The following is a 14,239-nucleotide window of genomic DNA, read 5'->3' as shown; positions in this document are numbered from 1 at the left end:
AAAATATTAAAGTGATATAAAATTGATTATTAATTTAATTAGGAGGAATTTTGAAATGGCAAAAATGTATTATGATAGCGATTGTAACTTAAATTTATTAGAGGGAAAAACAGTAGCAATTATTGGATATGGAAGTCAAGGTCATGCTCATGCTCAGAATCTTAAGGATAGTGGAGTTAATGTAATTGTAGGTTTGACACCTAATTCCGCAAGAAGAAAGCAAGTAGAAGCAGATGGAATTAAGGTATATGACACAGCAGAAGCAGCAAAAATAGCAGACATAATAATGATATTAACTCCAGATCAAACTCAAAAAGCTATGTATGATGAGTGTATAGCTCCAAACCTTAAGTCAGGTAATGTATTAATGTTTGCTCATGGCTTTAATATAGTTTACAATCTCATAGTTCCACCAGCTGATGTAGATGTAATAATGGTAGCACCAAAGGGACCAGGACATACAGTAAGAAGTCAGTACAAGGAAGGAAGAGGAGTACCTTCTTTAATAGCTATCCATCAGGATGCATCAGGTAAGGCAAAAGAATATGCATTGGCTTATGCATCAGGAATAGGAGCTGGAAGAGCAGGCATACTAGAAACTACTTTCAGAGAAGAAACAGAAACAGACCTCTTTGGTGAGCAGGCTGTACTCTGTGGTGGTGTTACAGAATTGATGAAAGCAGGCTTTGAAACACTTGTAAATGCTGGCTATCAACCAGAAATTGCATATTTTGAGTGTGTACATGAGATGAAGCTAATAGTAGATCTTATCAACCAAGGCGGTTTTGCAGAAATGAGATATTCAATCAGTGATACTGCCGAATATGGTGATTATGTTACAGGTAAGAGAATAATAACAGATGAGACTAGAAAAGAAATGAAAAAAGTACTTAAAGAAATTCAAGATGGTAAATTTGCTTCAAATTGGATTACAGAAAATGCAGCAGGTGGAAGAGCCAACTTCCTTGCAATGAGAAGAAATGAATCAGAGCATCAGGTTGAGGTAGTTGGTGCAGAATTAAGAAAAATGATGAGCTGGCTCAAAAAGTAAGTTCCAAAATTATAATGCTAAATTCGAAATAATATTTTTTGTTCCAACGTTGCATAAGCTGAAATATTAATTTAGAAATTAAAGAATGGCAATTAAAACATAATTGATTTTACAGGAACAGAGTGTTGGGTGTTCCTGAGAAGGGGGTATAAGCATGGCAAGAAGAATAAAAATATTTGATACAACACTTAGAGATGGTGAGCAAACACCAGGAGTTAATCTGAACTTACAAGAGAAAATGGAGATTGCAAAACAGCTTGTAAGATTAGGTGTAGATGTTATTGAGGGTGGCTTTGCTATAGCTTCACCAGGTGATTTTGAGTCTATAATGACGCTCTCAAAGAATTTAAAGGGTGTATCAATAGCAAGCCTATGCCGTGCCTCACAAAAGGATATTGATAGGGCATGGGAGGCTGTAAAGTACGCTGAAAGTCCTAGAATTCATACTTTTATTGCTACATCAGATATCCACATGAAGTATAAACTCAAAATGACTGAAGAGGAAGTTTTAGAAAGAGCAGTAAGCATGGTGAAATATGCAAAAAGCTTTTGCTCAGATGTTGAGTTCTCTGCAGAGGATGCAAGTAGAACAAGAGAAGATTTTCTTATGAGAATTGTTGAAGCAGTTATTTCAGCTGGTGCTACAGTTGTAAATATCCCAGACACAGTTGGGTATGCAACACCAGTGGAGTTTGGTAATCTGATTAAAAATATACGTAATAATGTTCCAAACATAGATAAAGCAGAAATTAGTGTCCACTGTCACAATGACTTGGGTATGGCAGTTGCTAATTCATTAGCAGCTATTGAAAATGGGGCAACTCAAGTTGAGTGTACTATTAATGGTCTTGGTGAAAGAGCTGGTAATGCAGCTGTAGAAGAAATTATAATGGGTATTAACACTAGAAAAGACTATTATAATATTTCTCACAAGATAGATACTACACAGATATATAGAACAAGTAAATTGGTTTCAAGTCTTACTGGCGTTAGTGTCCAGCCTAATAAGGCCATTGTAGGCGCAAATGCTTTTGCTCATGAATCTGGAATACATCAGCATGGAGTTCTTTCTGAAAAAACAACCTATGAAATAATGACACCAGAGTCAGTAGGAGTAGGTAAAAACAGAATGGTTTTGGGTAAGCTATCTGGTCGCCATGCCTTTGAAGAAAGATTAAAGGAAATGGGATATGCTTTATCTGCAGATGAAGTAAAGGCTGCTTTTGAGAAGTTTAAAGATTTGGCTGATAAAAAGAAGGTTGTTACAGATAAGGATATTGAAGCATTAGTTGATGCAAATATAGCTGTGCCTGAAATATTTGTAATAGACAGTTTCCAGATAAACAGCGGAAACAAAATGATTTCTACATCAACAATCAGCATAAGAAGGGAAGAAGAAGTTGTTACAGAGGCTGCTACAGGAGATGGCCCAGTTGATGCTGCATTCAAAGCAATTGAGCGTGCGACAGGTGTTTATGCTGAGTTGGTTCATTACAGTATAAAGGCTGTTACAGAAGGTAAAGATGCATTGGGTGAGGTAACAGTAAAAATATCAAATGATAATGGAGTATATTTAGGTAAAGCTGTTAGTACTGATATTATAGAGGCAAGTGTTAAGGCATATCTAAATGCTATTAACAGATCAATTAGTGAGATAGGCAGCAAAAGTGAAATTGATAAGGATATAATTAGCTAATAGGAGCCGCTTGAAAAAGCAGCTCCTATTAGGGGTTGCTTTTTTAATTTATTTATTAATCTTATATTTTGCAATTATTTTAAATTTGTCATTAGAAATTACAGATTTAAAGAGATGCTCTATTGCGCAGTATAGCGTTTAAATTATATAGAAAGTGGATGTTATTTATACATAAAAATTTCAATTTTATGTTTGAAAGTTATAGCTTTGTGGGACTTATTAAGTAAAAAGCCAAGTATTTGCATGTTGGTCTTCTTGAAGCAGGCAATTGAACAAACAATTGGTAATTCTCACTTATAGCTTACAGGGTTCGGACTAGGTTTAATTCATACCTGATATAATGTGGATAGGCTCTTTGAGGTTTGTGTATATATTATAGGGAAAGGAGTAAGGCGTATGGAAAATAATAGAGTAATTATCTATGACTCAACATTAAGGGATGGAGCACAGGCACTTGGAATTTCTTTTACTGTTGAAGATAAATTAAAAATAGTTAGAAAGCTTGATCAACTAGGTGTTGATTATATAGAGGCTGGAAATCCAAGTTCAAATCCAAAAGACTTGGAGTTTTTTGAAAAGGTTATGAAGCTAAAGCTTAATAATTCCAAAATAATAGCTTTTGGTGCTACTAGACGAGCAAACATTAAGGTTGAGGAAGATATGAATATACAGTCCTTGCTTAATGCAGGAACCGAGGCAGTGGCAGTTTTCGGAAAAGCATGGGATTTCCAGGTGACAGAGATTCTTAAAACTACGTTAGATGAAAACCTAAGTATGATTTATGATACAATAAAATATTTTAAGCAAAAAGGTAAAACAGTGGTATATGATGCGGAGCATTTTTTTGACGGGTATAATGCAAATTCTGAATATGCAATGACCACACTTAAGACTGCTTATGAAGCGGGTGCAGATGCTATATGTCTATGTGATACTAAAGGTGCAAGCCTTCCTTCATATATTGGGAAGGTGACAAAATTAGTTTGTCAAAAAATAAGCTGTGCAATTGGTATTCACTGTCACAATGATAATGGTATGGCTGTTGCAGGTTCTATATCTGCAGTGGAAGCTGGAGCGACTCAAGTACAAGGTACTATAAATGGATTTGGTGAAAGATGCGGAAATGCAAACCTTTGTACAATAATACCAAATCTTCAATTGATGATGGGCTATGAATGCATTCCTAAGGAAAATATGGAGAAATTGACTCCTATAGCGAGATATGTCAGTGAGGTTGCTAATATTATTCATGATGAAAGAGCTCCATTTGTTGGGAATTGCGCATTTGCCCATAAAGCTGGAATGCATGCAGATGCCGTTAATAAAAATACCTCTGCGTATGAAATGATTAATCCTACTGTAGTTGGTAATCAGAGAAATATTCTAATGTCTGAGGTCGCTGGAAGAAGTGCCGTTATGAGTATGATAAACATGGTTGACAGTACTATAACAAAAGATTCTCCTGAGACAAAGAAAATAATTGAAAGATTAAAGGAACTGGAATATGAGGGGTATCAATACGAGGGTGCAGAGAGTTCCTTTGAGTTGGTAATACGTAAAATACTTGGCAAGTATAAGCCATTTTTTGAGTTAGTTGAATTTAAAGTAATAGTAGATGAACCGACAGTTAGTAGTGTAAGTTCTTCTGCAATGATAAAGATTAAAGTTGGTGAGCAGACTGAAATAACTGCTGCTGAAGGTGATGGACCTGTAAATGCATTGGATAGCGCATTAAGAAAAGCATTGGAAAGATTCTATCCACAAATAGCTGAAATAAAATTAACGGACTATAAGGTTAGGGTTCTGGATTCAAATTTTGCTACAGCTTCAAAGGTTAGAGTTTTAATTGAAACTTCCGATGGTGAAGAGGTCTGGACAACGGTAGGAGTATCAACTGACATTATAGAAGCTAGTTGGAGAGCGTTGGTGGATTCAGTGGAGCATAAGCTTATAAAATCACAAATATGTGTTTAGTTCAGTGCTCATGACTTTATAATATGTTTTGATATTATTCTCACATGAAGTATAATATAATAGAAAATAGCTGAAATAAAATTTATAGAAATGTAAGGACACTGTATTTATGGTAGTTCTTACGTTGCTATATTATTATAAGGGGAATATCAGTGAAACTTTATGGCAGAATAATCAAGCATGGAAAGTTAATTAAAGAAGCATGGGTAGAGCCGCAAGATTCTTCAGTTGAATTCAGGAGTCAATTGGAGGATTGCCTTATTTTACTTTGCAAAGAACTTGATATTGAAGTTCCTTTGTGGCTGAAAAAGAATTCAAAGGAATTTGGAATATATAGAAAAACAAGTTTTGATAGTAATCACTTTGGTGAGGTTATTAGTTTTGACAGACTTGAAATAATGTTGTATTGATTATACTATATGTGCAAAATATTTATATTTGCATAAAATGAATTGACTAATCTGAACGATACGGTTATAGACTGGTATGGGCAGATTAGTCATTTTAGTTTTAGCTATTAACATATTATTTGCTATCCATGGATTTTAGGTAATTTTACAAAAAAGGTAGTACCTTGTCCCAAACTGCTGTCTACAGTGATTTCGCCTTTGCAAAGTTCTATAATACGTTTGACTATTGACAGACCTATTCCATTACCTTGTGTTGCATGGGATTTATCTCCTTGATAAAATTTATCAAATATATGCTTAACTGTATTTTCATCCATGCCTCTACCAGTATCGCTTATTATAAACTCAATTTTATTGTTATTTTCACGACAACTGATATAAATACAGCCGTTTTCATCAGAGTATTTAATTGCATTTTCAATGAGATTTATCCATAAATGAGAAAGCATTTCTGCATTGTTGTAAATTTTAATGGGTTCTAAATCAATATTTATTTCAAGATGTTTATTGTCCCATTGCTTTTCAAAAAGTATTATGCAGTTTCTAATCTGTTCATCAAGATAGTATTCAGTTTGATTGGTTATAACTTTTTGGTTTTCAAATTTTGAAAGTAAAAGTACATTTGCAGACATATTTGCTAGACGCTCAGATTCGCTCACAATAATATCAGCGTATTCCCTACGCTTCTCTGCTGAAAGATTTTCATTTTGCAGCTGTTTTGCAAAGCCTCGGATTGAAACAATGGGCGTTTTAAATTCATGAGAAAAATCATTTATGAAGTTATTTCGAAACATTTCAATACTTCCTAGTTCCTCTGCCATTTGGTTAAAATTTTTGAGCAGCTCAGATATTTCATAATTGCTGCTTTTCTCATCTACACGTACACTGAAATCACCGGAAGATACTATCTTTGTTGCTTTTATAAGTTGGTTTAAAGGTTTCAAGATTCTTTTGCTGGTAGCTGCAGAAATAGATGTTCCGATTATGCAACTAACAATCAATGTAATCATAGGAGAAAAAGCAGGTGTAAGGGCAAAAATGGAAAATAATCCCACAAAAGATAAAAATATAAAACTAGCAAAAGTCAAAAGTCCTGAAGATATCATAATCCAAAATACAATAAATACCATTGAGATATTTAGAGATTTTAATCTGCTCATGACTTAATCACCGCCTTGTATCCAAGTCCTCTAACTGTTATAATTTCAAAATCAGTATTTCCTTTAAAGCGATCACGTAATCGGTTAATATGAACATCTATTGACCTTTCGTCAGTATCTGAATCCATATCCCATAGTTCATCCATTAAACTACGTCTGGTAAAAATTTTATTTTGATAGGATAACAATTTAAACAACAACATAAACTCCTTGTTTGGAAGTTCCTGAGTATTACCATTTTGAGTGACAGTCAGAGAATCATAATCCAAAATAGTATTTCCCACTACTAGCTGATGTTCATTGGCAATTTTTGAACGGCGAAGCAATGCTGCAATTCTTAAAAGCATTTCCTCCTCGTCAACAGGTTTAACCATATAGTCATCAGTTCCCACAAGAAACCCTTTCTTTTTATCTGCTGGAGTCTCTTTTGCTGTAACCATTAATATTGGAAGGTTATAGTTGCATTTACGCAGAGTTTCAGTAAATTCATAACCATCCATACGAGGCATCATAAGATCAACAATAATTAAATCTACATGATGGTTCTCCATTTTTTCCAGTGCATCAATACCATCTTCAGCAAGAATGACTTCGTATCCATTTTGAAGTAATACTGCTTCCATTAATTTTCTAGTATTATTGTTATCCTCTACAACCATAATGCAAACCATGAAATGCCTCCTTAACAAAGTTCGTAATACAAAGGGAAATAATAATAGCCGTATATACTATATTATAAAAATTATATCAAGTAAATATAAACTGATTTTAAACAAAAGATAGAAAAATGCGTTATTATGCATCCGTTGAAAATGCAGCTAATAGTATATGCTCTTTGTGATATAACTGCAGATGGTATGAAGGCAGATAGTTAATTTCTAGCCAGTTAATATTCAGTTTAAATTTCAGCTGTATAATTTTATATAAAATAGGTAATTCAACTTTTTAGCATAAATTGGTAGCTGTTTAACCTTATCAATGTTATCAATGCTAAGTTGAGTTAGTAATAAATATCTATTGTTATGAACTTCAACAAATAATACAAATCATAAGAATAATATAACGTTTAGTAAGGGTTAATACATTATTTATTAATTCTATAAAATATACCTTAATTATAACTACAGCAGTAAATGAGATGAGAAAACCAATTAGAATGTTATAATGTATGACTTGGGAGGAGGAATATTTGATGTATCAATTATTGACATCAACAATGGAGTTATTGAAGAATTTGCTGCAGCAGGAAACAATCATCTGGGCGGTGATGATTTTGATAGTTGCCTTGTTGATTATTTTATAATGAAATTAAAAGGGAAATAGTCTAGAACTTGTAAAAGCCCATTATGTTGTTCAGTGGAAAAGAAGTGGCATAAAAAGCAAAAATTGATTAGCGTAACTATACAGCAATGTTGCGCATAAGAGTGCTGAGTGGTACTATTATTGTGTAATTGTCAATTTTGGTAAGGAAAATACATTTGCTGCACTAAGTTTATGCAAAAACTGCTGCACAAATGGAACCAAATAATAGTGAGTACTAGTGAATATTAAGTGAATAAAATAGAGGACGTGTATATCAGCAACAGCACTATAATTTTATGTGTCGGCAATGAATGCAATTAAGTTATGTTTTGGTCGTTGTTTTAAAAATATGTATTGCATGTGCTGTTGGGAATTTTAAAAAGGAGTGAAAAAATGGGAAGTTTTAAAGATAAGCTATTCCGCTTTATGTATGGAAGGTACGGGCAAGACCAATTATATTATGCATGTCTTATAGCATGTTTTGTTTTAATAACTTTAAATACATTTTTTAGAAGTTATATAATTATGGTTTTAATATTTGGTGTTTTTGCTTTGATGATATTTAGAGCTTTTTCTAAAAATATAAATAAAAGACGTATGGAAAACGAAAAGTTTTTAAAGATTTGGAATCCTGTAAAGGGAAAGTTTAAATTGACAATTCGAAGAATCAAAGAAAGGAAAACACATTGTTTTCGCACATGTCCAAGCTGCAAAAAGATTCTTCGCTTACCACGTAAAAAAGGCAACCATGTTGTAAGCTGCCCTTGCTGCAAAAATGATTTTAATATAAAGGTTCGCTGACATATAAATAGGATTGTTGCAAAACAATAATTTCTGTATACTAATGATTTATTGCAAGAAATAGTACAAAGAAAAAGTATATATCTAATTGCAAAGCTCTGTTAGAAATTATTGCTATAATAGTAGGTGAAGAACAAGTATTGTAGCCGATACAGCGGAAGTAACGTGGCTGTGAGCATTGACCCGAGACAGGATGTCTTGGTAATATGGTCGGCGGAAGTACTTGTTTTTCACCGTAACTATTTTAGCGGCAATTTCGTGAACAAGCTGTAGATATATACTGTGCGGGAGTACTATTTAAGCAGTTCACTGCTGATATATTATATTTTTGGTTTTGCGTAAACCTATAAGAGCAAAAAGCGCCTTGGCCTAATTGTTTATATTTTAAACTTTGCTACTATAGAATTTAGAGCATTTGCATATTCTACACTTTGTTTAGTCATCTTATCAACTTCTTCTGTAATATTTACAGTATCTACAGTTTTTTCTGCTATGTCTGATACACCTTTTGCACTATCATTAACGGCTGTAGCTACTTCATTGATAGCAGTTGTTACATTATTTATAGTATTTGATAATTCTTCAGTTACGGCATTAATTGTAAACATCATTGAATTAACAGTTTCTGCATCTTTATTGTATTGGTCACTTACTTGTATAAATTTAAGGTAATCTGCAGTAACATCTTTATCTATGAATTCTAGAATTTTTGATGAACTTGATGTCATATTGCCAACAGAAGCATATACATCTTTTATAATATTTTGAATATCACTTGTTGTTTTTGATGATTGTTCTGCAAGTTTTCTTATTTCATCAGCTACAACGGCAAAACCTTTTCCGGCCTCCCCAGCCCTAGCCGCTTCAATAGCAGCGTTTAATGCAAGAAGATTTGTCTGATCTGTTATGCTCAATATAGTATCCGTTAGGAAATTTATTTGTTCTACAGCTTTTGATTGCTCGATAGCATCTTCCATTTTTGATTTTACATCATTATAAATACTTTGAGCATTTTTGTTTGAATTAATTGCGTCGTCCTTTAACTTAATGGCTCTTTGTGTTATTTCCTTTGATAAAAGAGATCCTTGTTTGGTCTTTTCGGCTATTGATTCTGCATTATTTTCTACATCAACTATAGATGCTGTTATTTCTTCAACTGAAGCTGCTGTTTCTTCCATTCCCGCCGATAATTGTTGAGTTGTAGCAGAATTGTCAGAAGAGTTAGAATGAACTTTCTCCGTTAGAGATTCTACCTGTAAAGCATTTTCGTTAATGTTATTTGATGATTCTTGAAGTAAGCTCACCATTTCTTGTAGTGTATTTCTCATACTTATCATAGCCCTAGCCATAATTCCAGTTTCATCTTTTACCTTAGTGAGTGTATCAAATGAACTGTCATGTACAAGATCTAATTGTGCAGTTTTATTAATCAGATTAGTAACTTTTAATATAGGATTTGATATACGTTTTCCAATAATAAAGCTGATTACTATTGAAAGCAACATTATTATTAAGCCTATAAATATTATGAATAAACTCATACTTCGAGCGGGAGCCTCAATTTCGGCTAAATCTCCTGACAGAACTAATGTCCACTTGGTTTCAGGAATAACGGTATAGGCAGCAAGTTTACCTTTTCCATCAAACTTATATGATACTGTATTTGTTCCTACTTCTTCGCCTTTTTTAACTTTTTCCACAACAGCTTTAATTTGTTCGTTTTCAACAGGTTTTCCTATCTTGTCCTTGGTGGGATGATAAATCATATTCCCTTTTTCATCTATCAGATACGCATAACTTGACGCAGAGTTAGTCAATTTCAAATTTTCTAGATATTTTGAGGTGCTTTCTGCAACTACAGCAGTTGCCACAAAGCCAGTAAAAACTCCTTTAGTCCCATCATATACAGGAATTGTGACAGCAACTACTTGTTTGCCTGAGGATTTAGATATCAATGTTTCGCTAATTACTGACCTATTACTTTCCAAGGTATTCTTAACATATGTTCTGTCATTCATATCCTGTCCAACTAAATTAGTATCAGTATCGGCAACGATAATACCTTTGTCGTTAACGACAAAAACATGCTCTAAATTTTTAGTATCAGAAATATACTTGTTAAGCAATTCGGTGGATTTCATTCTTAACATTATATCTTCGGGATTTGCTAGCAAATCAATTATTTCTTTTGATGAAGCTAAGTATTTTGGTGAAAGCTGCTCCTTTTCAATTATTAAAGAAATTATTCCACTTGATGTATCAACTAAATCAATCATTTCAGACTTAGTTTGGGCTTGCATTGAGGAACTAGTTTTAAAAAAAGAAAAAAAGCTAGTTAATGTAATTGAAACTAAAATAATAACAGTCATAGATATCGTGATTTTTTTCCGTATACTCATTGTGTTTACCTCCGCTTAATACTTACAGTAAAATCTATATAAGTATATACATCTTACGACATAAAAAGACAAAATACAACAACCTATATATGGAAACATAAAATTTGTAGTATGATAATATTCTTTGAATTATTATTTTATAACACTTCATTATAGAATTAGGTTAAAGATTAGGTTTAATATATTTAAATACTTACTTTAAAAAACACACGTATAATAAAATGTAAAAGACGAATTCTATATTAGAGTAGTATTTTAATTTTGCACAATTACAACATGTCTATTTGATATGAAATCTGATTAAAGTATTAGTTTAAAAGCTAGAATCAAATCAGAGTTATTATTTTTCCATTTTCATTTAGTTTATGAAGTTGGAAATATTGCAAAATTATTTTGACAAAAATACTATAGCTTGATATACTTTATAATATAATATTACAAAGTAACGTAAGGGTGGTGAGCAATTGTCTTTTCTTATTGGTATCGATTTAGGAACTTCAGGAGTTAAAACTGTATTGTTCGATGAAAGTGGCAAACCAGTAGCTAGTTCTACTGTAGAGTATCCACTTTATCAACCAAATTTAGGTTGGGCAGAACAAGATCCAGAGGATTGGTGGAAAGGCACATGCGAGAGCATAAATAATGTCATGTTAAAAAGTGGTGTTGATAAGCGAGATGTAAAGGGTATTGGCTTATCTGGACAGATGCATGGAGCCGTTTTACTAGACAAAGAGGACAAAGTATTAAGAAATGCAATTATTTGGTGTGACCAAAGAAGTGCAGCTGAGTGTGATCAGATTACACAACTTATCGGAAAAGAGAAGTTAATTGAAATTACAGCAAATCCAGCACTTACAGGATTTACTGCATCAAAAATAATGTGGGTAAAGAACAATGAACCACATATTTTTGAAAAAATAGCAAAAATACTTTTACCTAAAGACTATATTAGACTTAGACTTACTGGAGAATATGCTACAGAGGTTTCTGATGCAAGTGGTATGCAGCTTATGAACATTGCTCAGAGGAAATGGAGCAGTGAGGTTTTAAGCAAACTTGAGATTTCAGAATCCATGTTAGGAAAAATGTATGAGTCTCAAGAGGTTACAGGTAAAGTTACAGCGTCTGCTGCTGCAGTAACAGGTTTAAATGAAGGTACTATCGTGGTAGGTGGAGCAGGCGACCAGGCTGCTGGTGCAGTTGGAAATGGAATTGTTAAGCCAGGTGTAGTTTCATCAACAATTGGAACATCAGGAGTTGTATTTGCATATACAGACAAACTTACTATTGATCCATTAGGAAGAGTTCACACTTTCTGTCATGCTGTACCAAACACATATCATATTATGGGCGTTACACAAGGCGCTGGACTATCCTTAAAGTGGTTTAGAGATACCTTCTGCATGGAAGAACTTATGACATCTGAACTGTCAAATATTGATGTTTATAAGCTGCTAGATGCTGAGGCGGAGACTGTACAGCCTTGCAGTGAGGGACTTCTTTATTTACCATATCTGATGGGAGAAAGAACTCCTCATTTAGATCCAAATGCGAGAGGAGTATTCTTTGGACTAACTGCTAAACACACAAAACCTCATTTTGTACGTTCAATAATGGAAGGCGTAACATACAGCCTAAGAGATTGTCTTGAAATTATAAAGGGAATGGGTGTTGAGATTTCAGAGGTAAGAGCTTCTGGCGGTGGTGGCAAAAGTGGCATATGGAGACAGATGCAGGCAGATGTATTCGGTACTAGCATTAACAGAATCTTTTCAGATGAAGGCCCTGCACTAGGTGTTGCCATTCTGGCAGGTGTTGGAGCTGGTATTTATGATAGTGTACCACAGGCATGCAGCAATGTTATTAAGGTAAAAGACAGCTTGCCTCCAATTAATGAAAATATAAAGAAATATGATGAGTTTTATAAATTATATGTTCAATTGTACAAATCGTTAAAAGGAGATTTTACACAGCTTAGTTCTATATTAAAGTAATGCTACTCGAATATTTAAAAGTCAATGACTATACTATCTTATGTGATGAGAAAGTAATTGACTTTTATAACTCTGCATGAAGATTATATGAGGTTGTCAAATATGTACCAATAATACAAATACTCTTGCTTAAGTTTATTGGAACAATAAAATTTGGCAGTTTGTAGTTTGGTGTATAATTTAACAGGTTTCAAATATTCAGTAGGGAGAGTAGATTGATGAAGATTGGTACAATTGGGAATAACAAATTTTTAAAGGAATTAAACGAGACATACTTATTAGAGTTAATTAGAACAAATAAGCAAATTTCAAAAGCCGATCTTGCTCAGCTGACAGGTTTATCGCCGACAGCTTGTGGAATTATTGTAACAAATCTACTTGACAAGGGTTATATTAGAGAAGCAGGTGTAGGTGTATCTACTGGAGGAAGAAGACCTGTTTTGTATGAGTTGACTCCGCAAAGCTACTTTTCTATAGGTGTAGACATTGATGTTGACTATATTAGGTTTATATTAATGGATATTACAGGACAGGTAGAATATAGGGATATAATTCCTAGCAAATCAGACTATTCTGTGTTGGCAACAATTGAACTTGTAGAGGAGAAGATACGCCAGATTATACAAAAAAACAACATTAAAGAAGAAAGACTATTGGGTGTTGGTATATCAATCCCAGGTATGATAGATAATATATCACATGAAGTTGTATTTGCCCCAAACCTTGGATGGGAAAGGGTGAACCTAGAGAACATGTTGGCAGGCATAGGCAGTTTCCCAATATATGTTGACAACGAAGCCATATGTTCTGCAATATGTGAAAATTGGATTGGATGCTGTATTAATCAAAAGGATTTCGTTTGTATTAATATGAAGTCCGGTATTGGATCAAGTATATTTGCAGGCGGTAATTTATATAGAGGCTGTTGCGGGAGTGCAGGAGAAATAGGACACATTATGGTGGATGCTAATGGACCTAAATGCGGTTGTGGAAATTATGGCTGCTTAGAAACGCTGGCATCTTCCAAAGCAATGATAGAAAAAGCCCAAAAGCAGATTAAGCAAGGCTTGATAGCAGACATAACAGATATAGAATCAATTACTATTGATGATATTATTAGCTCAACTAATGCAGGAAACGAGGCTACTCGTGTAATTTTAGTTGAGGCTTCGGGTTATTTGGGTTTGGCGGTAGCTAACATAATTAATACAATTAACCCCTCTAAAATAGTGCTAGGTAAGGAACTGAATAAATTCCCAGAGGATATTTTAGAACATTTAAAAAATATAGCTTTTGCAAAGGCTCTAAAATATCCGGCATCAAGGGTTGAAATAGTAACCTCGGAATTAGGTGAAGATACTTCTGCACTTGGAGCAGCAATTATACCACTCCAGAAACTATTTGGCTATCAAGTTTAAATAAAAAGCGTTTTAGACGGTTAATTAATAAATT

Annotated in this window: 11 protein-coding genes; 8 read left to right on the top strand and 3 right to left on the bottom strand. The window is 33.7% G+C overall.

Going from position 1 to position 14,239, the window contains the following annotated elements; all coding sequences use genetic code 11:
* The first annotated feature begins 55 nt into the window (after nt 1-55).
* The 4 genes from ilvC (at nt 56) to EHE19_RS18800 (ending at nt 5,131) form a co-directional block, all read left to right on the top strand.
* On the top strand, nt 56-1,051 hold the full coding sequence (gene ilvC, locus EHE19_RS18815; protein WP_137698795.1) for a ketol-acid reductoisomerase: 996 nt from the start codon (nt 56-58) through the stop codon (nt 1,049-1,051).
* Between the two features lie 154 nt (nt 1,052-1,205).
* Complete coding sequence (locus EHE19_RS18810; RefSeq protein ID WP_137698796.1) at nt 1,206-2,747, top strand: 2-isopropylmalate synthase; 1,542 nt, start codon at nt 1,206-1,208, stop codon at nt 2,745-2,747.
* A gap of 396 nt (nt 2,748-3,143) precedes the next feature.
* Nucleotides 3,144-4,721 carry a citramalate synthase gene (gene cimA, locus EHE19_RS18805; protein WP_137698797.1) on the top strand — a complete coding sequence of 526 codons (1,578 nt, stop codon included), beginning with the start codon at nt 3,144-3,146 and terminating at the stop codon, nt 4,719-4,721.
* A gap of 152 nt (nt 4,722-4,873) precedes the next feature.
* Nucleotides 4,874-5,131 (top strand): hypothetical protein, encoded by a 258-nt coding sequence (locus EHE19_RS18800; protein ID WP_137698798.1) that lies wholly within the window; start codon nt 4,874-4,876, stop codon nt 5,129-5,131.
* Nucleotides 5,132-5,253: 122 nt separating this feature from the next.
* Here the strand turns inward: EHE19_RS18800 and EHE19_RS18795 are convergent, their stop codons facing one another.
* Both EHE19_RS18795 and EHE19_RS18790 read right to left on the bottom strand, forming a co-directional pair.
* Nucleotides 5,254-6,291: a sensor histidine kinase gene (locus tag EHE19_RS18795; protein ID WP_137698799.1), complete on the bottom strand. Its 1,038-nt coding sequence runs from the start codon at nt 6,289-6,291 to the stop codon at nt 5,254-5,256.
* Nucleotides 6,288-6,962 (bottom strand): response regulator transcription factor, encoded by a 675-nt coding sequence (locus EHE19_RS18790; protein ID WP_137698800.1) that lies wholly within the window; start codon nt 6,960-6,962, stop codon nt 6,288-6,290. The genes EHE19_RS18795 and EHE19_RS18790 overlap by 4 nt, the downstream gene beginning before the upstream one ends.
* A 493-nt stretch (nt 6,963-7,455) precedes the next feature.
* Between EHE19_RS18790 and EHE19_RS18785 the strand changes: the two genes are divergently transcribed.
* Nucleotides 7,456-7,614: an Hsp70 family protein gene (locus EHE19_RS18785; protein ID WP_137698801.1), complete on the top strand. Its 159-nt coding sequence runs from the start codon at nt 7,456-7,458 to the stop codon at nt 7,612-7,614.
* Nucleotides 7,615-7,986: 372 nt separating this feature from the next.
* Nucleotides 7,987-8,394, top strand: coding sequence for a hypothetical protein (locus tag EHE19_RS18780; protein WP_137698802.1), 408 nt, complete (start codon nt 7,987-7,989; stop codon nt 8,392-8,394).
* 377 nt (nt 8,395-8,771) lie between these two features.
* Here EHE19_RS18780 and EHE19_RS18775 read toward each other — a convergent pair whose 3' ends face one another.
* On the bottom strand, nt 8,772-10,793 hold the full coding sequence (locus tag EHE19_RS18775; protein ID WP_137698803.1) for a methyl-accepting chemotaxis protein: 2,022 nt from the start codon (nt 10,791-10,793) through the stop codon (nt 8,772-8,774).
* Nucleotides 10,794-11,257: 464 nt separating this feature from the next.
* On the opposite strand from EHE19_RS18775, the gene xylB reads away from it, so the two are divergent.
* Nucleotides 11,258-12,787: a xylulokinase gene (gene xylB, locus EHE19_RS18770; RefSeq protein WP_137698804.1), complete on the top strand. Its 1,530-nt coding sequence runs from the start codon at nt 11,258-11,260 to the stop codon at nt 12,785-12,787.
* 218 nt (nt 12,788-13,005) lie between these two features.
* Nucleotides 13,006-14,205, top strand: a complete 1,200-nt coding sequence (locus tag EHE19_RS18765; RefSeq protein WP_137698805.1) for an ROK family transcriptional regulator — start codon at nt 13,006-13,008, stop codon at nt 14,203-14,205.
* The last annotated feature ends 34 nt before the right edge of the window (nt 14,206-14,239 follow it).

It is taken from the genome of Ruminiclostridium herbifermentans (genome assembly GCF_005473905.2).
GTDB lineage: Bacteria > Bacillota > Clostridia > Acetivibrionales > DSM-1351 > Ruminiclostridium > Ruminiclostridium herbifermentans.
This window is presented reverse-complemented; position numbering and strand designations above follow the sequence as displayed.